We start from the raw sequence: 22398 nt of genomic DNA, 5'->3' as shown, positions 1-22398 counted from the left end.
TCGAGTCTCATTCGCCCCTCGGCTTGACCGCCCCCGCTCGGTACGATGCCCCGGGGGGCGAACGCGTGGCGAAACGGACACCATCCGTGACCGATGCGTGCGTGACGGACAGCGGAACGGGAGAGGCTTTAAGGGGCGTCGCCGATCGAGCGGAATGGGCGCACCGGGATTCATCGGCAGCGGGCCGACATCCTCTCGAAGTCCCCTCGGGGACACGGGCACGCGGAGAGGACCGGCCGGGGGAAGGGGGGTCCACCGTGGGACAGACCGAACGTGGCGCACGCACCGGTAGTCCGGCCGAACTGGCCTGGTTGCGCGGCATGGACGCCTATGTCGCCGGCGAGTACGGCCAGGCGGAGGTGCAGTTCCGGGCCGCGGTCGAGGCCGATCCGGGAATGGCCGACGCGTGGCTGGGGCTGCACGCGCTCAAGGTCGAGGTGGCCACCGCGGTGGTCGCCATGCACACCCATCGCGAGCGCTTCGGGGAGCAGCGCGCGAAGTACGGCCGGCCGCTCAACTCCTGGTACTGGCTGGGCTGGTGGGTCCAGCTCGTCCTTGAGACCCCGCGCGACCTCGCGCTCGCGCACGCCTCGCACTGGTTGGACGGCCGGCACCTGCCCGAGCTGGACGCCGCGCTCGCCCTGTGCCCGCCCGCCGAACAGGACGCCGCCACCCGCTTCCTGCTCGCCTGTCGGGCCTATCTGGGCAAGGACTGGCAGCAGTTGCTCCGGCACACCGCGGGCCTGGACGACGACGCGCTGCTCGGCGTCGAGGCGGGCCTGTTCGCCGGCATGGCCCGGGTCCGCCTGGGGTTGTACGCCAAGGCCGAACAGGTGCTCGCCACCGCCCTGGTGCGCTGCCGCTCGGAGCACCCGCAGCGCAAGGAGCTGCGCTACTGGCTCGCCCGCGCGTACGAGGAGACCGGCCGCACCCCGGCCGCGCTGCCCCTGTACCGCGCGGTGCACCAGGCCGACCCGTCGTTCATGGACACCGCCGCGAGGTTGTCCTCGCTGGCGGCGGGCGAGCCGCTGGACGAGTACGGCGGGATAACCGCGCGCCTGGCCGGCCCCGTGGTCGGTCGCGGCCCGCTGCCCGACGTGCTCCCGCCCATACCCGCGACCGCGCCCCCGCCCGCAGGGCCGCCGCCGGCGGTGGAGACCGAGCGCGAGCCGGAGCCCGTCCCGGACGGCGAGGCCGACCCGCAGGCCGACGTCGACGCGCGGGCGGCCGGCCGGGCGGCGCCGATGCGCCCCGCCGCGGCCCCCGAGGAACTCGCCCTCGTGCTCGCCGAATTGGAGTCGATGGTCGGCCTGGAGCCGGTCAAACGCCAGGTCCGGGCGCTGTCCGCGCAAATGCGGATGGCCCGGCTGCGCGAGGCGCAGGGCCTGCCCGCGCAGGCGCCCAAGCGGCACTTCGTCTTCTCCGGGCCCTCCGGCACCGGCAAGACCACCGTGGCCCGCCTCCTCGGCCGGGTCTTCGCGGCGCTCGGCCTGCTGGAGAGCGATCGCCTGGTCGAGGCGCAGCGCTCCGACCTGGTCGGCGAGTATCTGGGCCAGACCGCGGTCAAGACCAGCGAGTTGATCGACTCGGCGCTGGGCGGCGTGTTGTTCGTGGACGAGGCGTACGGCCTCACCAACGTGGGCTACTCCAAGGGCGACGCGTACGGCGACGAGGCGCTCCAGGTGTTGCTCAAGCGGGCCGAGGACGACCGCGACCGGCTGGTGATCATCCTGGCTGGCTACCCCGAGGGCATGGACCGGCTGCTCACCTCGAACCCCGGCCTGACGTCGCGCTTCACCACCCGGGTCGAGTTCCCCTCCTACGGCGCGGAGGACCTGGCCCGGATCGCCGAGGTGATGGCGGCCGGCGGCGGTGACACCTGGGACGAGGACGCGGCGGCCGAGTTGCGCAGCATCACCGGGCACGTCCGCGAGCAGGGCTGGATCGACGAACTGGGCAACGCCCGATTCGTTCGTACCCTGTACGAGAAGTGCTGCATGTATCGGGACGTGCGCCTGGTCGAGTTGCCGGAGGGCCCGGATCTGGCCGAGCTGACCACGCTGCGGCTGTCCGATCTGTTCCAGGCGTACGGGGATCTGGCCGACGGCCGTGGATAGCCGGGCGCGGCACGGGTAGGCGTATCCGGTCACCACTCGCACCGAGGCGGGCGGATGCGGTCCGACCCGGCCCGATCCGGTCCGACCCGGTCGTCGCCGGACGGAAGGGTCTCCCCGTGGCCAAGCAGAGCGTCGCCGAGCAGTTCGTGGACATCCTCGCCCAGGCCGGGGTGCGCCGGCTGTACGGCGTGGTGGGCGACAGCCTCAACCCGATCGTGGACGCGGTGCGCCGCAACGCCGCGATCGACTGGGTGCACGTACGGCACGAGGAGGTGGCCGCGTTCGCCGCGGGCGCGGAGGCGCAGTTGACCGGTCGGCTGACCGCGTGCGCGGGCAGTTGCGGTCCGGGCAATCTGCACCTGATCAACGGCCTGTTCGACGCGCACCGCTCACACGCGCCGGTGCTGGCGCTCGCGTCGCACATCCCGGGCGGCGAGATCGGCACGGCCTTCTTCCAGGAGACGCACCCGGACCGGCTGTTCGTGGAGTGCAGCCACTACAGCGAGATGATCGGCACGCCCGAGCAGATGCCCCGGGTGCTCCAGTCGGCGATCCAGCACGCGGTGGGCCTGGGCGGGGTGTCCGTCGTCACCCTCCCGGGTGACGTGGCCGCGCGGCCGGCGCCGGAGCGGGGCTATTCGGTGACGCTGCCCACCTCGCTGCCGTCGGTGCGCCCCGGCGACGCGGATCTGGCCGCGTTGACCCGGATGGTCGACGAGGCCCGGCGGGTCACCCTGTTCTGCGGCGCGGGCACGGCGGGCGCGCACGCCGAGGTGATGGCGTTCGCCGAGCGGATCAACGCTCCGGTGGGGCACGCGCTGCGCGGCAAGGAGCACATCCAGTACGACAATCCGTTCGACGTGGGCATGTCGGGGCTGCTCGGCTACGGCGCGGCGTACGAGGCGATGCACGAGGCGGACCTGCTCATCCTGCTCGGCACCGACTTCCCGTACAACGCCTTCCTGCCGCAGGACGTGGCCACCGTGCAGGTGGACGTACGGCCCGCACACCTGGGCCGGCGCACGAAGCTGGACCTGGCGGTGTGGGGCGACGTGCGCGAGACGCTGCGCGCGCTGACCCCGATGGTGCGGGCCAAGACCGATCGCCGATTCCTGGACCGCATGTTGAACAAGCACGCCGACGCCCTCGAAGGGGTGGTCAAGGCGTACACCCGCAAGGTGGAGAAGCATGTGCCCATCCACCCGGAATACGTCGCCTCGATCCTGGACGAGGAGGCCGACGACGATGCGATCTTCACCGTCGACACCGGCATGTGCAACGTGTGGGCGGCCCGCTACCTGACCCCGAACGGGCGGCGCCGAGTGATCGGTTCGTTCTCGCACGGCTCGATGGCCAACGCGTTGCCCCAGGCGATCGGCGCGCAGTTCCCGTACCCGGACCGGCAGATCGTGTCGATGTCCGGCGACGGCGGATTCTCCATGCTGATGGGCGACCTGCTCACCCTGGTGCAGTCCGAACTGCCGGTGAAGATCGTGCTGTTCAACAACTCGTCGCTGGGGATGGTCGAGCTGGAGATGATGGTCGCCGGCCTCACCCCGTTCGGCACCACCAACAAGAACCCGGACTTCGCCGCGATCGCCCGCGCGGCCGGTGCCTTCGGGGTGCGGGTGGAGAAGCCGAACAAGGTGCGCGGCGCGCTCCGCGAGGCGTTCGCCCACAAGGGCCCGGCCCTGGTCGACATCGTCACCGACCCGAAGGCGCTGTCCATCCCGCCGAAGATCACCGCCGACCAGATCCAGGGCTTCGCCCTGAGCGCCGGCCGCACCGTTCTGAGCGGCGGCGTGGGGCAGATGATCCAAATGGCCCGGACCAACCTCCGCAACATCCCGAGGCCGTGAGCCGGGCCGGGCCCGTGCCCGACCGACACGGAAGACACCCCGGAGCGGGGGCTCGGGGAAGGGCGGCCCGGCACGGGGACGGCCCGAATCGGATCTCGGTGTGGCCGACCTCGGGACAGATCATGACCGATCTGCTTGACTGTGCCGCGTAATTCTTGGTGGGGGCTCGGGCTGGGAGTCGGCATGGGTGCGTTGGATGGCGTCAAAGTGGTCGAGTTGGCCGGGATCGGGCCCGGGCCGTTCGTCGGGATGATGTTGGCGGACGCCGGCGCCGGGGTCGTCCGGGTCGACCGGCCCGACGGCGTCTCGGTGCCCTCGATGGCGGTCGGGCGCGGCCGGCTCGGCACGATCAAGGCCGATCTCAAGGACCCCGCCGCCCGCGAGGCCGTACTGCGGCTGATCGCCGGCGCCGACGTGCTCGTCGAGGGTTTTCGGCCCGGCGTGGCCGAACGGCTCGGCCTCGGACCGGACATCTGCCTCGCGGCCAACCCCGGCCTCGTCTACGCCCGGATGACCGGCTGGGGCCAGGACGGCCCGCTGGCGCCGCGTGCCGGACACGACATCAACTACATCTCGATCTCCGGCGTGCTGCACTCCTTCGCCCGCGCCGGAGAGCGGCCGGTGCCGCCGCTGAACCTGGTCGGCGACTACGGCGGCGGCGCGATGTTCTGCGCGTTCGGCATCCTCGCCGCGCTGATCTCGGCCCGAACCACCGGACGCGGCCAAGTCGTCGACGCCGCGATGACCGACGGCTCGGCGACGCTGAGCACCTTCATCCACGGCATGCGCGGCATGGGCGGCTGGGACGGCGAGCCCGGTACCAACCTGCTCGACACCGGCGCGCCGTTCTACGACGTGTACACCACCTCCGACGGCCGCTACCTCGCCGTCGGCGCGATCGAATCGCAGTTCTACGCCCTGCTCCTGGCCGGCCTCGGCCTCGCCGACGAGGACCTGCCCGAACAGTCGGACCGCGCCGGCTGGCCGCTCCTGCGCAAACGCTTCGCGGAGGTGATCGCCGGCCGTACGCGGGACGAGTGGACCGCGATCTTCGAGCCCGTCGACGCCTGCGTAACGCCCGTGCTGACCTGGGACGAGGCGGTCGAACACCCGCACAACCAGGCCCGATCCACCTTCGTCCGCCCCGACGGCACCGTCCAACCCGCCGCCGCGCCCCGGCTCTCCGGGACCCCCTCGGTCGCCCGGGACGCGTCCGGCCGCGTCGACGCGGCGCTCCTGGAGGGCTGGGGGCTGACCCCCGAGCAGGCCGCCGCACTCGCGCCGAAGGACTGACCCCGGCGGGCGGTTCGGCCGTCACCCGGACGGACGTACCCGGCGCCCGGCATCGGCATAGGCGCCGGGCCCCGGCATCCCACCGCGCCCAGCCGGCAACGCACGCCCGCGCAACCGCACATCGTGGCACGCGCATCCCCAGCGTGTCCGGCACTCCGGCACAAATGTTTCACCGAGTGGTGAAATCTCTACGATCGGTCGTCATGGACACCACCGCGCTCACCGACACCACCCTCCCGCGCGCCCGCGCGAACACCCTCCCGGCCGACCACATCGCGCGGCTGCTCGGCGAAACCGCCCCCGTACGCCAACGAGTGCTCCGACACACGGTCTACCGCGAGCTCACCGACCTCGCCGCGATCCGGGTGTTCATGGAGCATCACGTCTTCGCCGTCTGGGACTTCATGTCCCTGCTCAAGAGCCTGCAGCGGCGGCTCACCTGCGTCGAGGTGCCGTGGGTGCCGCGCGGCGACGCGGAGATCCGGCGGATGGTCAACGAGATCGTGCTCGGCGAGGAGAGCGACACCACCTCGCTCGGCCCGCTCAGCCACTTCGAGCTCTACCTCGCCGCGATGGACGGCGCCGGCGCCGACACCCGCCCGGCCCGCCGCTTCCTCGGCCTGATCGCCGACGGTGTCCCCGTCCCCGAGGCGGTCGGCGCGTGCGGCGCACCCGCCGGTGCCGCCGCGTTCGTGTGCCGCACCTGGCAGGTCGTCGCCCACGCCCCGCTGCACTGCGTCGCCGCGTCCTTCGCGCTCGGCCGCGAAGAGCTGATCCCGCGCATGTTCGACCACCTCACCACGCTCGACGACATGCACGACGGCCGGCTCGCGGTGTTCCGCGAATACCTCGCCCGGCACATCGAGGTGGACGGCGACGACCACGGCCCGATGGCGCTGCGCCTGCTCGCCCAACTGTGCGCCGCCGGCCCCGACCCGGCCCGCGCCTGGCGCGAGAGCGCGGGTACCGTCACGGTGTCGCTGCGGGCGCGCGCCGATCTGTGGGACGCGGTGCGCGACGCGGTCGCGGCGGGACGCGCCGCCGCGCACTGAACCCGCGTCGGGTCTGCCGGACGCCCGGTGATATGTCATATGTTTGGGCGCGTGACCCACGACCCGAACCTTTACCCCACCGACCGCCTCGGCCGCGCTCAAAAGGCAGCCGCCGACGCGGGACTCGACGCCCTGCTCGTCTCGCCCGGCGCCGACCTGCGCTACCTCACGGGCTACGAGGCGCTTCCGCTGGAACGCCTCACGTGCCTGGTGGTGCCCGTCACCGCCGAGCCCTTCCTCGTCGTCCCGGGCCTGGAACGACCCGCCGCCCTCGCGTCACCCGCGGGCGCGCTCGGGATCGACGTGCTCGGCTGGGCCGAGACGGACGACCCGTACGCGCTGATCGCGCAGCGACTGCCCGCGCAGGTTGCCCGGGTCGGCCTGGACAACCACATGTGGGCGGAGAAGGTACTCGCCTTCCGCACCGCGCTGCCCACCGCCGAACAGAGCCTGGCGGGCGATGTGTTGCGCGAGTTGCGGATGCGCAAGTCGGCCGCCGAGGTCGAGGCGCTGCGCCGGGCCGGCGCGGCGATCGACCGGGTGCACGCGCGGGTGGGCGAGTGGTTGCGGGCCGGTCGTACCGAGCGTGAGGTGGGCGCGGACATCGCCGACGCGATCATCGCCGAGGGGCACATCCGGGTGGACTTCGTGATCGTCGGCTCCGGTCCCAACGCCGCGAGCCCGCACCACGAGTTGTCCGACCGGGTGATCGAGACCGGCGACGTGGTCGTGGTCGACATCGGCGGCACCACCGAGGACGGCTACTGCTCGGACGAGACCCGGACGTACGCCGTCGGCGAGCCGCCGGCCGAGTTCCGCGCCTACTACGATGTCCTGGAGCGCGCCCAGGCCGCCCAACTCGCGGCCGTACGGCCCGGGTTGACCTGCGAGGAACTGGACGCGGTGGGCCGCGACATCATCACCGAGGCCGGCTACGGCGAGTACTTCATCCACCGCACGGGCCACGGCATCGGGCTGGAGAGCCACGAGCACCCATACATCGTCCAGGGCAACAAGCTGCCCCTGGAGCCGGGCATGGCCTTCTCGATCGAGCCCGGCATCTACATCCCCGACACGCACGGGGCGCGGATCGAGGACATCGTGATCTGCGGGGAGAACGGCGGCGACCCGATGAACGTGCGGCCGCACGGCCTGACGGTGCTTTAGGCTCCGCCGAGGCTTCGGTGCTTCGGGGCCGCCTGTGCTCCGCGCGGATCCGACGGGCTTTCGAAGCCGTTCAGACCTTTCCGAGGCGGGCCGGTCCACTCGGCCCACCGTCCCCGGACTCCGGTCGCTCGGGCACGGCGGCCCGGCGTCCGGGGACGGACGCCGGGGACGGGCCGGCCGGGTTCGGGCCACGCACTCGTGGTGCGCGGCCCTGTCGCCTCGACCGGCCTCCGGCCCGGTGTCCTCAAACGCCGGACGGGCTGGAGGTAGTGCGTTCCGACCGGGGACCGAGCGTGATGGGCAACCGGCGGCAAGGCCCACGTGACATCAGCTCGCCGTGCAACCCACGCGACATCAGCCCGTCCGGCGTTTGAGGACCCCGGGCCGGAGGCCGGCCGCTGCCGTGTGGGTATCCGGCGTGCATGGTCCACGTGACATCAGCTCGGTGTGCAAGGCCCACGTGACACCAGCTCGCCGTGCAACTCACGTGACATCAGCCCGTCCGGCGTTTGAGGACCCCGGGCCGGAGGCCGGCGCCGCCGACGGCGGTCGGGCTCGGGCGCGGCCGAGGCGCGTGGCAGGCCCACCACGCGGGTGCGCCGCGTCGGTGCCCGGCGGGCGCGCGGCGTCACCGTACGATCGTGCGCAACGGCCGGGGGGCGAACCCCACCCGGTCCGCCGCCGGCCACCCGCCGGGTCCGGCCACCCCCGGACCGCACGGAAGGACGTCTCCCATGGCTGTCCCGCGCACGCTGCCCACCGACGAGTCCCGTGCCCTGCTCGACCTCACCCGGGACCTCACCGCCCGGGAGATCGCGCCACGTGCCGCCCACGACGAGGCCGACGGACGGTTCCCCCGCGAGGTGTTCGCCACCCTCGGCGCCGCCGGACTGCTGTCGCTGCCCTATCCGGAGGAGTACGGCGGGGGCGCGCAACCCTACGAGGTCTACCTCCAGGTCCTGGAGGAACTGGCCGCAGGGTGGCTGGCGGTCGGCCTCGGCGTGTCGGTGCACACGCTGGCCTGCCATCCGCTCGCCACGTTCGGCACGTCCGAGCAGCGCGCCGAGCATCTGCCCGCGATGCTGGGCGGCGAACTGCTCGGCGCCTACTGCCTGTCCGAGCCGCACTCCGGCTCCGACGCGGCGGCGCTGAGCACCAGAGCGGCGGCCGACGCCGACGGGTACACGCTCACCGGGACCAAGGCGTGGATCACCCACGGCGGGGTCGCCGACTTCTACACCGTCCTGGCCCGTACCTCGCCCGAAGGCGCACACGGGATCAGCGCGTTCCTGGTCGACGCGCGCACCCCGGGCCTGGCCGCCGCCGCGCCGGAGCACAAGATGGGCATGCGCTCCTCGCCCACCGCGCAGATCCACCTGGACGGCGCCCGGGTTCCGGCCGAGCGGCGGATCGGCGCGGAGGGCCAGGGATTCTCCATCGCGCTCGCCGCCCTCGACTGCGGCCGGCTGGGCATCGCCGCGTGTGCCACCGGTGTCGCCCAGGCCGCGCTGGACGTGGCGGCCGAGTACGCGCAGGATCGCACCCAGTTCGGCGGTCCGATCGCCGACAAGCAGGGCATCCGGTTCATGCTCGCCGACATGGCCACCACGATCGAGGCGGGCCGCGCGCTGTACCTGGCCGCCGCCCGCCTGCGCGACGCGGGGCTGCCGTTCGGCCGACAGGCGGCGATGGCCAAGCTCTTTTGTACCGACACGGCGATGCGGGTGACCGTCGACGCGGTACAGATCCTCGGCGGCTACGGCTACACCACCGACTTCCCGGCCGAGCGATACATGCGCGAGGCCAAATGCCTGCAGATCGTCGAGGGCACGAACCAGATCCAACGCATGGTCATCGCGAAGGACTTGCTGCGGAACGGGTGAGCGGCGGCTCGGCAGCGGCCGTGGTGAAGGTGAGCCGGCCGCCGGGGAGGATGAGGGCGGCCGGTGCGGCGAGCAGGTACAGGGCGACCACGGTCGACAGACCGCCGACCGCCGCCTCGGTGGGCGAGTGGCCCGCGTCGAGGAGGCCGAAGTAGACCGTGCCGACCAGGGCCACGCCCGCCGCCACGCCGACCTGGATCGCGGTCCCGACCAGCGCCGCCGCGGCGCCGGCGTGTCGGGCGGGAGTGCGGGCCAGGACGGTGGCGACCAGCACGCCGGAGGCCATCGACATGCCGACGCCGCCGATCAGCAGCCACGGGGCGAGATGCCAGGGCCGCAACCGCTCGCCCTCGTGCCCGACCACGACCAGCACCGCGCCCATCGCCCCGGCCAGGACCAGTGAGCCCGACACCGCCAACCGCCGCCCCAGCGGCCGCAGGCGGGTCGCGAACGGCGAGAACAGGCCCACCCCGACCGCGAACGGCGCCATGGTCAGCGCGGCCCGCAGCGGCGACCGACCCACCCCGGTCTGGAGGTGCACGCTCAGCACGAGCGTGTAGGCGGTACCGGCGAAGAACAACGTCGCCGCGGCCACACCGCCGGCGGTGGCGCGCAGCCGCAACAACGCCGGTTCGAACAGCGGCGCCCCACCCCGGCGGGCCAGCGCGCGCTCGTGCCGCAGCAGTGCGTACAGCAGGACCGGGCACAGCGCGGCCACGGGCACACACCACCACGGCCAGTCCAGCGCCCGACCCTCCATCAGCGGGAACAGCAACGTGAGCAGCGCGGCGGTGGAGAGCACCAGGCCGGGCCCGTCCGCGCCGGCCGCCCGCTCGGCCCGCGACTCGCGACCGAGAACGGCTGTACCGATCAGCGCGGCGACGCCGATCGGCACGTTGACGTAGAAGATCGGCCGCCAGCCGAGCCCGAACAGATCGGCGTGCAACAGGGCTCCACCGAGCAGGGGCCGCCGATCCCGCCGACGGAGAACACCAGCCCGTACAGCGTGGCCGCGCGGGACTGCTCCTCGGGTGGGAACTCCACCCGCAACATCGCCAACACCTGCGGCACCATCAACGCCGCCGCCGCGCCCTGCGCGACCCGGGCGGCGATCAGCGGACCGGGCGCGCCGGCCGCGCCGGTGAGCGCCGAGGCAAGCGTGAACGCGGCCAGGCCGACCTGGAACACCCGCAGCCGGCCTAGCCGGTCGCCCAGGCGCGCGCCGGTGATCAGGCCCGCCGCGAAGGCGAGCGTGTACCCGGCGATCGCCCACTCCAGTTGGGTGGTCGAGGCGTGCAGGTCGGCCCGCAGCGCGGGCAGCGCGACGTTGAGCACGCTCGCGTCGACCAGGTCCACGAAGGTCGCGGCCAGGGTGAGGACGAAGGCCGCCAGGCGGCGGGGGGAGTAGTCGCTCGGGGCCGGTGGGGGTGATCCGGGCATGATGGTTTGCGCCTTTCGGGATCGGGTCGTGGGGGTCGGGTACGGTGGCGGGATCCGGGGGGTCGCGCTTCGCATTCGAAGCCGGACGGGTCGAGGCGAGGAGGCCGCGGAGATGACGACGGAGCACGCCGCGGGGTCCGGGCCGGGGGCCGACGCGGGGTCGGCGGCGGGCGAGGGGCCCGACGCGGGGCTCAGCACCGACGAGGCGATTCGGGCGATGTTGCTGTTGATGCCGCGCGTGGCCGCCCGGCTCAAGCGCACCCGGATCCCCGAGCGGTTGCGGTCGATGAACCTGGCGCCGCGACACCTGTCGCTGCTGGCGTACCTGCTCTTCGACGGCCCGATGCCGGTCAATCAGCTGGCCGCGCGCCTCGAGGTGGCGCCGACCACGGTGAGCCTGATGGTCAGCGACCTGGGCCGCCAGGGGGTGTTGGAACGACGTACGGATCCGACCGACCGCCGGCGGTCGATCGTGGCGATCACCGACGACCCGGAGACCCGGACGGCGATCGAGAACTGGCTCGCGAACGGCGCCGACGCCTGGCGCCGGGCCTTCGACCCGCTGTCGCCGGCCGATCGGGCGATGTTCGTGCGGACGATCGGGGCCTATGAGAACGGGGCCGCGCGCGAGGAGGGGTGAGCGGTCAGCCCCGCAGCGCCGGCAGCAGGTGGGCCTCCTCGTAGGCGAAGTGCTCCTCCAGGCCGGCCGACACCGCCTCGAACTCCGCGCGCAGGTGGGCCGGTTCGGCGTCCGGCCCCCGGTCCGGCCCGGCGGCTCGTTCGAGGAGCGCCGCGAAGGCGGCCAACGCTCGTTCCACGACCGCGTGTTCCGCACGCAGGCGGGTGATCGCCGGGACCAGCTCGGGGTATTCGCGTTCGAAGGCGGAGAAGGCGCCGTCCTCGCGGATGTGGTGCAGCTGGAGGTGTCGGCAGAAGGTCAGGCAGTGGCGGCGCAGTCGGTGGGCGGGGTCGTCGGGGTCGTCGGTGTCGTTGTCGGGGGCGTCCGGCACCGGTTCGCCGGCAAGGGCGTGTTCGAACCGCCTCCGGACCTGGTCGATCTCGGTCCGTAGATCCTCGTGGTGACGGATCAACTGCTCCGCGATCAGCCGCGCGCGGGCCGGGTCCCCGGTCAGGTCGAGGGGATGCAGGGCGACCACGGGGATGGTTCGGGTGGTCGCCGCCGCGTAGTCGCGGAAGGCCGGGTTTCGCGTGCACTGGAGATCCCATTGGTGATCGCGTTCGTCGCCGGTGAGCGGGACGGCCCGGGCGGCGAACGGCTTCACCCGGCCCTCGTCGGTGCCGATCTCCATGGTCACCTGGGGGTTGGCGACCAGGTTGAGGTACCAGTGGGGGTCGCGCGGGCCGCCCGCGTTGGAGGCGAAGACCAGCCACCGATCGCCGTCCCGCTCGGCGACGACGGGGGTGGTCCACGGCTTGCCGGTGTGCCGGCCGGCGGTGGTGATCAGGACCAGGGTGACGCCCTCGAACATGCCGCCGACGCGGCCGTTGTGGGCTCGGAACTCGGCGATGATCGGCGCGTTCGGATCGGTGTGGGTGCTGGTTTCGGGCATGGCTGTCTCCGGGATCGGGGCAGACTTCGTAAGTAGCTTTGCTTTGAAAGCAAATCTATTTGAGGTTAGTAACGCCTCGGAAGCACTGTCAACGCCGTGTGGGCGCGGGCATGCCACGGCCGCCGGGAGACGGTGTGCTACACCCGGCGGAGGTGGTGGGTGTGTGCCGGCGCCCGAGTCGGCCGCGCGCCCGGGTGGGTCAGGCCGTGTGCGAGAAGGGTTGCGCGCGCCAGTCCAGGCCCGGGGGCAGCGTCCGGATCGGTGACTTGGGGAGCGCCGGGGGCGGTCCGGCGACGGGGCGGTCGGCCGGGGTGGTGACGGTCGCGCCGGAGCCCGGGCAGGGGCGGATGCCGAACGGGTCCAGCACGCTCGGGCACACCACGTGGTCCGGCACCGTCGCGCCGTCGGCGACCGGGTCCAGGACCAGTACGACGCCGCACTCCGGGCACGCGCGCCGCACGCTCGGGGCGGCGGGGGTGTCCGAGGACCGGCCGGGGCGGGTCGTGTCGTCGAAGTCCTCGACGAGGTCCCGCTGCACCGTTGCGGAGCATGGGTCGACGGCGATGCTCATGGGCTCCCCCTGTCGCCACGGCGCCGAGGCGACGGCGCGCTCCGCCGACGATAGTCCGCCCGACCGGAACGTTGCAGTACTGATCCGGGTCGATTTCCGCGCTCACGCGCCGCGTTGCCCACCCGTGTCGGGCACGGTGGCCGCTATCGGCGCGGCGTCGATCGCGCGGCGCAGTTGTTCCAGGCGATAGGGGAGGGGTTCCCAGCCGGGGCGGCCGACCATGTCCACGTTCAGGCGCACCACGGTGCGGGTGTACGCCCGGGCCAGGCCGCGCGGCATCAGCGGCATTCCGGCGGGGCGGGGCCGGGAGTTGCCGTCCTCGTCGGGGATGCCCGAGTGGTTGCCCCGCACCGACACCCACACGGCGGCCACCTCGCCGCGCAGCGGCCACACCAGGTCGGCGCGTACGTCCAACCAGCGACGCAGCGCCGCGCGGGTCGGGCCGGACAGCGGCAGTACCTCGGTGACGGCCGGATTGACGGTGCGGGCCTGCGGGTGCCGCACGATCGTGACGGTGCACTCATCCGGCCCCAGGTCGTCCAGTCGCATTGCGCACAGCTCGCCCGCCCGTGCGCCGGTGTCCAGGACCACCCCGATCAGGGCGAACAGGCGGATTCGGCCCGCGTCCGCGCCCGCCCGGTCGGCGTGTTCGCCGAGCCAGTTCAGGAGGAGCGAGCGCTGCCGGGCGCCCACCGGCGTCTTGAGCTCGGGCATGGCCGGCCGCTCCGGCAGTTCCACCGGCACCGATCCGGCCCGGGCCAGGATTTCCAGGCAGTCCATCCGCACGCGCATGCTGGCCGTGGTCGAGATGCCGGCGCCCGCGACCGCGCGGGTGCGCAACCGGCCGCGTTGGGCCAGCTCCAGATAGCACCGCGTCGGCTCGGCGGACAGCAGCGCGGCGAGCGAGGCACGGGCCTCGGCCGGGAAGCCCTCCTGTACCAGTGCGCGGCGCAACTCGCCCACCACCCAGCGCAGTTGCCGGGCGCGTGCGGCCGAGGTGTCGGCCCGTGCGGTGACGCGCAGCAGCGCCCGGTCGAGCTGATCGAGCGCGGGCGCGCGCTCCTCGGTGGCCATGTCCGCACTGTAGCCGGCGCCACCGACGAACCGGCCGCGTCGACCGCCGCCGGACGGGGGACTCGCAGCGCGCGGGGCGCACTCGGCGGCGGCGCGCCGACACCGGAGCGCGCCCGGAGCGCGCCCGGAGCACGACCGGCACCGCGCCCGGAGCGTGCCCGAACCGCACCGGGGCCGCACTTCCCACTCCGATGCCATAGGTTCCTCATGTGGAGGACCTGGACCGACAGATCGTCAAACTGCTGCTGCAGGACGGGCGGATGAGCTACACCGACCTGGGCAAGGCCACCGGCCTGTCCACTTCGGCCGCCCACCAGCGCGTACGCCGACTCGAACAACGCGGCATCATCCGCGGCTACGCCGCCGTGGTCGACACCGAGGCCATCGGCCTGCCGCTGACCGCGTTCATCTCGGTCAAACCCATCGACCCCAGCGCCCCCGACGACGCCCCCGAACGGCTGGCGGACCTCGAGGAGCTGGAGGCGTGCCACAGCGTGGCCGGCGACGAGAGCTACATCCTCAAGGTCCGCGTCCCGACCCCGGGCGACCTGGAGACGCTCTTGGCCCGGATCCGCCTTCAGGCAGGCGTATCGACCCGCACCACGGTGGTCCTGTCCACCCCGTACGAGGCCCGCGCCCCCCGCTTCTGAGCCGACCCCGACGGGCGGCGGGGCGGGTCCGACGGCCCCGGACGCGGTTCGTGGCGAGCCCGCGCCGCTCGAAGGGGTGACCTCCGGCTCGGCGTTGCCTCGAGGCGGGCCACACTGGGGGGCATGACCACGCTCCTCCTGCGCAACGGCGCCGTGCACAGTCCCGCCGATCCCTTCGCGACCGCCATGGTCGTCGAGAACGACACCGTCGCCTGGATCGGCGCCGAGGGGGCGGCCGCGGCGCACGTCGACGCCGTCGACGCGGTGCTCGACCTCGGCGGCGCGCTGGTCACCCCGGCGTTCGTCGACGCGCACGTGCACGCCACCGCGACCGGCCTCGCCGCGACCGGGCTCGACCTGACCGGCGTCCCGTCGTTGGCCCACGCGCTGACCGCGCTGGCGGAGTACACGAAGGCGCGCGGGCTGTACGGGCCGGGCCGCGTCGTGCTCGGGCACGGCTGGGACGACACCGGCTGGCCCGAGGGACGCCCGCCCACGCCCGCCGAGTTGGATCGGGCCGCCGGCGGCGCGACCGTGTACCTGTCCCGGACCGACGTGCACTCCGCCGCCTGCTCGCCCGCGCTGCTCGCGCTGGTCCCGGGCGAACACGGCGACACGCCGCTCACCGGTGCCACGCACCACGTCGCGCGGGCCGCCGCCTACGCCGCGCTGACCCCGGCCGACCGGCTCGCCGCGCACCGCGTCACGCGGGAGCGGGCCGCCGCGCTCGGGATCGGGACGCTGCACGAGTGCGGTGGGCCGGAGATCGCCGGCGAGGCCGACTTCCGCGCGCTGGCCACGCTGGCCGCCGAGGAGGCTGGCCCGGACGTCGTGGGCTACTGGGGGGCGCTCGCGCACGACGCCGAGCACGCCCGCGCACTGCGTGCCGACCTGGGCGCGCACGGGCTCGGCGGCGACCTGTTCATCGACGGCTCGCTCGGTTCGCACACCGCGTGCCTGCACGCGCCCTACGCCGACGACCCCGGTACCGGGCTGACCCATCTGGACGCCGAGCAGGTGGCCACACACCTCGCCGCGTGCACACGGGCCGGGATCCAGGCCGGCTTCCACGCCATCGGCGACGCCGCGATCGGCGCGATCCTCGCCGCCGCGCGCGACCTGATCGCCGGACCGCACGCGGCCGCGTTCCGGGCCCTGCGGCACCGGGTCGAACACGCCGAACTCCTGGACGCCGACGCGGTGAAGGCGTTCGCCGCACTCGGCCTGACCGCGTCGGTACAGCCCGCGTTCGACGCCGCGTGGGGCGGCCCGGACGGCATGTACGCGCGCCGCCTCGGCGCCGAACGCGCGGCGCTGATGAACCCGCTGGCCGCGCTCAGCGCCGCCGGTGTCCCGCTCGCGTTCGGCTCCGACGCGCCGGTGACCCCGCTCGACCCGTGGGGTACGATCCGCGCCGCCGCCTTCCACCGCACGCCCGGGCAACGGATCAGCGTGCGCGCCGCGTTCGCCGCCCACACACGCGGCGGTCACCGCGCCGCGGGGCGCGACGACGCGGGTGTGCTCGTCCCCGGCGCGCCCGCCACCTACGCGGTGTGGGACACCACCGAACTGGTCGTCCAAGCCCCCGACACCCGGCTCTCCGGCTGGTCCACCGACCCGCGCTCGGGCACCCCGGGCCTGCCCGACCTGGATCCCGAACTGCCGCTGCCGCGCTGCCTGCGCACCGCCGTACGCGGCACCACGGTGTATGCGGCCGAGGGAGCGCTCGACCCCGCGTGAGCGAACACCGGCGTGAGCGAGTACCCCGGCGCGACCGAGGTCAGCAGGCCGGCGTCGGCGCCGGGGTCCCCGAAGACCCCGGCGCCGGCTCGGCCGGCTCACCCGAGCCGGATCTGCCCGCCGCGACCGTGCGATCCGTCGTGCGCTCCGGCACGGTCAGCAGCGGCAGGAAGACCTGCACCAGCGGGCCGATCGTGAGCGCGTACAAGACCGTGCCCAATCCGACCGAGCCGCCGAGCACGAAGCCCACCGCCAAGACCGCGACCTCGATGCTCGTCCGGATCAACCGCACCGAACGCCCGGTCCGCCGCACCATCCCCGTCATCAGGCCGTCGCGCGGCCCCGGCCCGAGCCGGGCACCGATGTACGCGCCGCCGGCGACCGCGTTCAGCACCACACCCGAGACCAGGAAGGCCGCGCGCCAGGCCCACGCGTCGGGGGAGGGCAACCACCGCAGCGAGGCGTCCACCGCGAGGCCGATCACCACCACGTTGCTCACCGTGCCGAGCCCCGGACGCTGCCGCATCGGCAACCACAGCAGCAGGACCGCGGCGCCCACCACGATCGTCACCACGCCGAAGCTCCACCCGGTGCGCTCGGCGAGGCCCTGATGGAACACGTCCCACGGATCCAGGCCCAACTCGGCCCGGATCATCAACGCCATGCTGAACCCGTACAGCGTGAGCCCCGCGTACAACTGGACCAAACGTCGGACCCACGACCAAGCCACCGTGCACCTCTGTTCCGCGCCTGACTGCCAAAAAAGAGCCAACGGTGAAAGAATCGCGGACACCGGATCACGGATCCATAGCCAATTCGACAGGAGTGGACTGATGAGCGCGCCTCACCTGACCGTCAGCAGCACCCGCCTCGCCGACCTCCTGCACCCCTGGACCACCGCGACCCAGTCCGCCGCGCGCACCGGCCCGGCGTACCGCACACTCGCCGACCGCATCCGCGCCCTGCTCCTGGACGGTCGGATCCCGCTGACCGCGCGGTTGCCCGCCGAACGCGGCCTCGCCGACCGGCTCGGGATCAGCCGGACCACCGTCGCCGCCGCGTACGAGCTGCTGCGCACCGACGGCTACCTGACCAGCCGCCGCGGCTCCGGCAGCTGGACCACCCTGCCCGGTACGCACACCGAGATCCCCACCCGAGGGCTCAGCCCGAGCACCAGCAGCGGCGTGATCGACCTCGGCGTGGCGGCGCTGCCCGGCCCCGGCCGCGCGCTGCACCAGGCGGTCGCCGACGCCACCGACTCGCTGCCCACCTACACCACGGGCCACGGCTACCTCCCCGGCGGCCTGCCGGTGCTGCGCGACACGCTCGCCCAGCGCTACACCCGCCGCGGCGTGCCCACCACGCCCGACCAGATCCTGGTCACCCCCGGCGCCCTCGCCGCGGTGACCCTGGTGCTGCGTACGCTGGCCGGCCCCGGCGACCGGGTCGCGGTCGAATCACCCACCTACGCCAATGTGTTGGACGCGATCCGGCAGGCCGGGAACCGTCCGGTCCCGGTGCCGATGACGGACACCGGCTGGGACGTGGAGACCTGGCGTGACACGCTGCGCACCGCGGCGCCGCGACTGGCCTACCTGATCCCGGACTACCAGAACCCCACCGGCCATCTCGCCGACCCCGGGATCCGGCGCACGTTGGCGGACCTGGCCCGCAACACCGGCACCACGCTGATCGTCGACGAGACCTGCCTCGACCTGGCCCTGGACCTCGACCCGGCGGACCGGCCGCTGCCGATGGCCGCGTTCGACCGGACCAACAACGTGGTCACCATCGGGTCCACCTCGAAGACCTTCTGGGGCGGCCTGCGGATCGGCTGGATCCGGGCCACCCCGGATCTGGTTCGGCGCATCGCGGCCACCCGCGCGTCGTTCGACGTCGGCGCCCCGGTGCTGGACCAGCTGGTCACCCACCACCTGATCACCGACCACGAGGACGCCATCCTGGAGACGCGCCTGCCCGCGCTGCGCGCCGCCCGGGGGGCGCTGGCCGACGCGCTGACCGAGCACCTGCCCGACTGGACCTTCTCGATGCCCCTGGGCGGCCTGTCGTTGTGGGTACGCACCGACGGCACCTCCAGCCTGACCCTGGCCGAAACCGCCGCCCGACACGGGGTGCGGGTGGCGGCGGGAACCCACTTCGGCACCGACGGCACCTTCGAACACCACGTCCGTCTGCCCTACGCGCACGACCCGGCCACCCTGACCGAAGCCATCCGCCGCCTGTCCGCCGCGGTGGCCGAGACCGAACGCACCCGCCCCACCACCTACGCGGGCTTCTCCGGCGCGGCCATCATGGCCTGAGCCGGGCCGCACCCAGAGCGCGGTTTCCACAACCCCCGACTTGTCCACAGCCGGCCCGCCCCCTCCGCGCCTCACCGCCGACCCTCGGCACTGTGGGCCCTGTGCGGAACACCCGGTTCCGCACCTCGGGAGGGGTCATGCGGGATGTGCTGGCGGCACTGGTCGGCGCGATGGGCTCGGTCGCGGCGGCCCTGGCGGCAACCCACGGCCGCGCCGGCTCGACCAAGGGCCACCGCCCACGCCGCCCACCCCGCCCCGGGCACGACCCCACCCGCCGCGCCACGGCCGCCCGGCGACGTCCCACCGCGCGCCCCCGCCCTCAACCGCGCGTGGGCCCACGCCGTCACACCGACTCCCCCGGCCGGGACCCGTGATTTGGGCCGATGTCGGCCCCGCCGCCCCGGTCACGCCGTCTGTGCGGCGTCGCCGGCCAGGAACGGGTGCAGCAGCGTGAGCAGGGCGTGCGGTCGGTGCAGCGGGATGATGTGGCCGCAGTCCTCGATGACGTGTCCGGTGAGATCGTCGGTGATCGGGCGGAGTTGGCGTTCCAGTGCGGGACCGACGGGCCGGGCGCCCAGCGCCATCGTCGGCACCGTCAGGCGCGAGCCGGCGACCGCCTGCTCGATCTGTTCGGCGCTCTCGGGCAGCGCCCGGTAGTACGAGAACGCGCAACTCAACGCTTGGCGGCCGGTGTACGCGCGGACGAATGCGTCCCGGAGGGCGGGGCGCACACCGTCACCGAGCGTGCCGGCATGGAGAAACCAGTCGACGTAGGCGGCCTCGTGGCCCTCCACCACGGTCTCGGCGAGGTCGGGCGCGGCGGCGTGGAAGCCGAACCACCACGGCGGCCCGTCGGCGAGGAAGTCCTCGGCGCCGGGCAGCCTGCCGAGCAGGGATTCCATGACGACCAGGCGCCGGACGAGATCGGGGCGGCGCAGGGCGAGCAGGAAGGCCGGCACGGTGCCCGCGTCGATGCCCACCACCGCGGCCGAGGACACGCCGAGCGTGGTGAGCAGCGCCGCGGCGTCCTCGGCCAGGGTGCCCGCGTCGTACCCGGAGGCGGCCCGGCCGCTCGCGCCGAACCCGCGCAGGTCCGGCGCGATGACGCGGTAGCGGCCGGACAGATCGGCCATGACGTCCGTCCACAGTTCCCAGGTGTGCGGGAAGCCGTGCAGCAGCAGGACGGCCGGGCCCGATCCGCAGAGGGCGACGTTCAGTTCGACATCGTTGGCGAGGACGCGGCGCAGTTCGGGCATGGCGGAACTCCGGGTACTTGGTGAGTGATGGTGACCAGGTCACGCTAGGGAACTACGCTGGTCCCCCCAAGACGGCACTTTCGCTTCAGGTGGTGAGCCCCAGGTGACCACGTCGAGGCCCGGCGCACGTGACCCGCGACCCGGTGAGCGCGGGGACCTGCTCGATCCGGGCTGCCCGACCCGCCGGTTGCTGGACCGTATCGGCACCAAGTGGACGTCGATGGTGGTCAAGGTGCTGGCCGAGGAGGCTCCGGGGGAGCTCCGTTTCGCGGAACTGCGGCGCCGTATCCCGGGCATCTCCCAAAAGATGTTGTCCGTCACCCTGCACAGCCTGGTCCGCGACGCCCTGGTCGCGCGCCGCGTGGAACCCACCGTGCCGCCCGCCGTGCACTACCGGCTCACCGAGCTGGGCCTGTCCCTCGAAGGACCGCTCTCCGTCCTACGGGTCTGGGCCGAGACGCACATGGCGGAGATCGACCGCAACAACCGGCTCGCCGACGAGTCGCCCCCTGATTAGCCGCGTGGACCGAACGTGCCGGTCGCGGTGTGGTGGGGTGGTCAGGTGGGGTTGCGGAGGATGATTTCGTCGATCGCCTCGGCATGGGCGGCGGTGACCTGGTCCAGTGCGGCCTTCGTCGGGAATTCCGGAACCTCGACGGTGATGGTGGTCGCGCCCTGCCGGGCGGAGGTGGGGACCGGGGCGTACATGCCCAGGGAATTGCCCTCGCCGTGCGCGCTCGATGCGTAGCGGACATTGCCGGGGGTGCCGACGTCGGTGGGGGAGCCGGCGTCCGGTGCGGAGGTCTTGCGGAAGGTGTTTCCCGCGAACGCGGCGGCGCGCAGGTCCTCGGGAACCTTTTCGGCGGCCCTGCCGGCCAGTCGGGCGGTGAGCCTGTCGTCGGCTTCACCGGCCGCCTTGTCCGTGACCGCCTGGGTGCGCGGGTCGATGCCCCGAGGATCCACGAATACGCCGGGCGCGTCGCCTTCCTTCGTGGTGAGCCCGTGCGCGTGCACGCTGACGACGCGCTGCGGCTTGAACCGCTCCAGCAGAGCGAGCAGGGCGCGCGTCTCGGGCAACATCCGTACGCTGCTGGTGGGGAACTTGTCGGTATCGCGCGGAGGTTGTGGCTCCGGTGCGGGAGTCCCGCCGCGGATCGGGTTGCCGTTCTTGTCGATGGGCAGGGTCTTCAACTCCGGCTTCCCGCCGGCGCCCTGCTTCCGCGCTTCCTGGTAACTCGTGCCGGGGAACGGCAGGTTCCGATTCGGCTCGACCCTTCCGGGCGCGGAGCGCGCCCGGCCCGCCGGCAGCAGGCGCTTCTCGAAGGCGGGGCGCTCGCCGTAGGCGTGATGGGTGGCGACGACGAGTTCGGGCACCAGGATCGTGGTGTACCGCGGCGGCCTCCCCTCCGCCGACTCCTTGGTCAACCGGGCCCGCAACCGCTCGACGACCTCCCGCCCCTCGGGCTCGTTCCCGTGGACGCCACCGATGATCAGAGCCCGCAGGTCGGGGTCGGTCCCCGGGAACAGGTACGCCGGAATGGGCGCGATCCGGCGCGCCCGCTCGGAGCCGACATCCGGATCCGGGTCGGGATCCTCGATGCCGCCCGCGATGTTGCCCGGTTCGGCCGCCCACGGCTGTGCGCCGCCGGCTCGTCGGCTGCGTTCGCCCAGGTCGGCCGTGCTCCACAGCGGCTCCGGCCCGGATCGCACGATCGTCTCGGCGAGCCAGAGGTCGTCGGGTTGGGTACCGAAGCGGGCGCGCACCTCGCGCAGCACACCGGGATCGGCGCGGCGCTCGGCGGTCGCGGCGCGCAGGGCGTCGAAGACGGCGGCCTTGCTCGGGGCCGTGCGTACCGTCTCGGCCAGGTCCACGCGCGGCACCCCGGCATCGGGAACGGCGTCGCCCGCCGGGGCGGGCTGCGGCGCGGCCGGCCGCGGCGCGGCGGGTGTCGTGTGCCGCGGCGCGGCGGGCGACTTGCCGGCCGGCCGCGCGGGCTGTGGCACGGCGGCGGGTTGCCGGCCGGGCCGGCTGCGGGTCTTGCCCGGCGCGGCGGCCGCGGATCGGCCACGCAGCGCGTCGAGTACGGCCCCGCCGCCGTGGCGCACACCGCCCCCGGCCGCGCCCGCCGGCCCGGTCGTACCACCCGCCGGCCCATCGGCGCCCGCGGCCGTCCCCCCGTCGCGTCGTCTCCCGGCGATCCGAGCCAGTTCGCGCGCGACCAACACGCGCCGCAACGTCTCCCGCGCCGGCCCCGGCCCGTCCCCCCGAGCCGCCTCGACCCCGCGAAGCCGTTCCGCCTCCGCGCGGCGCAGCGCCCGCGCGATGTCGTCGGCCGTCGTCTTGTGCGGATTCGCGAAATCTGCCACCGAATCAACCTCCCACCCGTGCCGACCCAAGGTCGAT

17 protein-coding genes and 1 pseudogene are annotated in these 22398 nt (G+C 73.6%); 11 read left to right on the top strand and 7 right to left on the bottom strand.

The window, feature by feature from the left end; all coding sequences use genetic code 11:
• Positions 1 to 320 precede the first annotated feature (320 nt).
• From ACH4XV_RS17370 to ACH4XV_RS17345, 6 genes are all read left to right on the top strand, one after another.
• On the top strand, positions 321 to 2117 hold the full coding sequence (locus tag ACH4XV_RS17370; protein ID WP_395791101.1) for an AAA family ATPase: 1797 nt from the start codon (positions 321 to 323) through the stop codon (positions 2115 to 2117).
• 116 nt (positions 2118 to 2233) lie between these two features.
• Positions 2234 to 3976, top strand: a complete 1743-nt coding sequence (locus ACH4XV_RS17365; protein WP_395790624.1) for a pyruvate dehydrogenase — start codon at positions 2234 to 2236, stop codon at positions 3974 to 3976.
• 183 nt (positions 3977 to 4159) lie between these two features.
• Complete coding sequence (locus ACH4XV_RS17360) at positions 4160 to 5269, top strand: CaiB/BaiF CoA transferase family protein (RefSeq protein WP_395790622.1); 1110 nt, start codon at positions 4160 to 4162, stop codon at positions 5267 to 5269.
• A gap of 203 nt (positions 5270 to 5472) precedes the next feature.
• The gene (locus ACH4XV_RS17355; protein ID WP_395790620.1) at positions 5473 to 6321 is read left to right on the top strand and encodes a DUF3050 domain-containing protein; all 849 of its coding nucleotides are present in this window, start codon (positions 5473 to 5475) and stop codon (positions 6319 to 6321) included.
• Between the two features lie 51 nt (positions 6322 to 6372).
• Positions 6373 to 7488, top strand: a complete 1116-nt coding sequence (locus ACH4XV_RS17350) for a M24 family metallopeptidase (protein ID WP_395790618.1) — start codon at positions 6373 to 6375, stop codon at positions 7486 to 7488.
• Positions 7489 to 8222: 734 nt separating this feature from the next.
• Positions 8223 to 9371, top strand: coding sequence for an acyl-CoA dehydrogenase family protein (locus tag ACH4XV_RS17345; RefSeq protein WP_395790616.1), 1149 nt, complete (start codon positions 8223 to 8225; stop codon positions 9369 to 9371).
• Here ACH4XV_RS17345 and ACH4XV_RS17340 read toward each other — a convergent pair.
• Positions 9340 to 10811, bottom strand: a pseudogene (locus ACH4XV_RS17340) (MFS transporter). The gene ACH4XV_RS17345 and the pseudogene ACH4XV_RS17340 overlap by 32 nt on opposite strands.
• Positions 10812 to 11028: 217 nt before the next feature.
• Here ACH4XV_RS17340 and ACH4XV_RS17335 point away from each other — a divergent pair.
• Entirely contained in the window at positions 11029 to 11451 is a 423-nt protein-coding gene (locus ACH4XV_RS17335) for a MarR family winged helix-turn-helix transcriptional regulator (protein ID WP_380002055.1), read from the top strand.
• 4 nt (positions 11452 to 11455) lie between these two features.
• On the opposite strand, the gene ACH4XV_RS17330 is transcribed toward ACH4XV_RS17335, so the two are convergent.
• The 3 genes from ACH4XV_RS17330 to ACH4XV_RS17320 form a co-directional block, all read right to left on the bottom strand.
• Positions 11456 to 12382, bottom strand: a complete 927-nt coding sequence (locus ACH4XV_RS17330) for a nitroreductase/quinone reductase family protein (RefSeq protein WP_395790614.1) — start codon at positions 12380 to 12382, stop codon at positions 11456 to 11458.
• Positions 12383 to 12581: 199 nt separating this feature from the next.
• The gene (locus tag ACH4XV_RS17325; RefSeq protein ID WP_395790612.1) at positions 12582 to 12953 is read right to left on the bottom strand and encodes a hypothetical protein; all 372 of its coding nucleotides are present in this window, start codon (positions 12951 to 12953) and stop codon (positions 12582 to 12584) included.
• Between the two features lie 102 nt (positions 12954 to 13055).
• Positions 13056 to 14027, bottom strand: a complete 972-nt coding sequence (locus tag ACH4XV_RS17320; protein ID WP_395790610.1) for a hypothetical protein — start codon at positions 14025 to 14027, stop codon at positions 13056 to 13058.
• A gap of 209 nt (positions 14028 to 14236) precedes the next feature.
• On the opposite strand from ACH4XV_RS17320, the gene ACH4XV_RS17315 reads away from it, so the two are divergent.
• Together ACH4XV_RS17315 and ACH4XV_RS17310 are read left to right on the top strand one after the other, a co-directional pair.
• The gene (locus tag ACH4XV_RS17315; RefSeq protein WP_020549917.1) at positions 14237 to 14677 is read left to right on the top strand and encodes an Lrp/AsnC family transcriptional regulator; all 441 of its coding nucleotides are present in this window, start codon (positions 14237 to 14239) and stop codon (positions 14675 to 14677) included.
• A 123-nt stretch (positions 14678 to 14800) separates the two neighbouring features.
• The gene (locus tag ACH4XV_RS17310; RefSeq protein ID WP_395790608.1) at positions 14801 to 16417 is read left to right on the top strand and encodes an amidohydrolase; all 1617 of its coding nucleotides are present in this window, start codon (positions 14801 to 14803) and stop codon (positions 16415 to 16417) included.
• Positions 16418 to 16457: 40 nt separating this feature from the next.
• On the opposite strand, the gene ACH4XV_RS17305 is transcribed toward ACH4XV_RS17310, so the two are convergent.
• A complete protein-coding gene (locus ACH4XV_RS17305) occupies positions 16458 to 17081 on the bottom strand; it encodes a YitT family protein (RefSeq protein ID WP_395791099.1) in 624 nt (207 codons plus the stop codon).
• A gap of 169 nt (positions 17082 to 17250) precedes the next feature.
• Between ACH4XV_RS17305 and ACH4XV_RS17300 the strand changes: the two genes are divergently transcribed.
• Positions 17251 to 18738 (top strand): PLP-dependent aminotransferase family protein, encoded by a 1488-nt coding sequence (locus tag ACH4XV_RS17300; protein WP_395790606.1) that lies wholly within the window; start codon positions 17251 to 17253, stop codon positions 18736 to 18738.
• 404 nt (positions 18739 to 19142) lie between these two features.
• On the opposite strand, the gene ACH4XV_RS17295 is transcribed toward ACH4XV_RS17300, so the two are convergent.
• Positions 19143 to 19994 (bottom strand): alpha/beta fold hydrolase, encoded by an 852-nt coding sequence (locus ACH4XV_RS17295; RefSeq protein WP_395790604.1) that lies wholly within the window; start codon positions 19992 to 19994, stop codon positions 19143 to 19145.
• A 103-nt stretch (positions 19995 to 20097) separates the two neighbouring features.
• Between ACH4XV_RS17295 and ACH4XV_RS17290 the strand changes: the two genes are divergently transcribed.
• Entirely contained in the window at positions 20098 to 20511 is a 414-nt protein-coding gene (locus ACH4XV_RS17290; RefSeq protein WP_395790602.1) for a winged helix-turn-helix transcriptional regulator, read from the top strand.
• Between the two features lie 41 nt (positions 20512 to 20552).
• On the opposite strand, the gene ACH4XV_RS17285 is transcribed toward ACH4XV_RS17290, so the two are convergent.
• Positions 20553 to 22361: a hypothetical protein gene (locus ACH4XV_RS17285; RefSeq protein ID WP_395790600.1), complete on the bottom strand. Its 1809-nt coding sequence runs from the start codon at positions 22359 to 22361 to the stop codon at positions 20553 to 20555.
• Positions 22362 to 22398 lie beyond the last annotated feature (37 nt).

It is taken from the genome of Embleya sp. NPDC020630, from assembly GCF_044334985.1.
Taxonomy (GTDB): Bacteria; Actinomycetota; Actinomycetes; order Streptomycetales; family Streptomycetaceae; genus Embleya.
The sequence above is the reverse complement of the archived record's forward strand: the minus strand, read 5'-3'. Positions and strand labels throughout refer to the sequence as shown.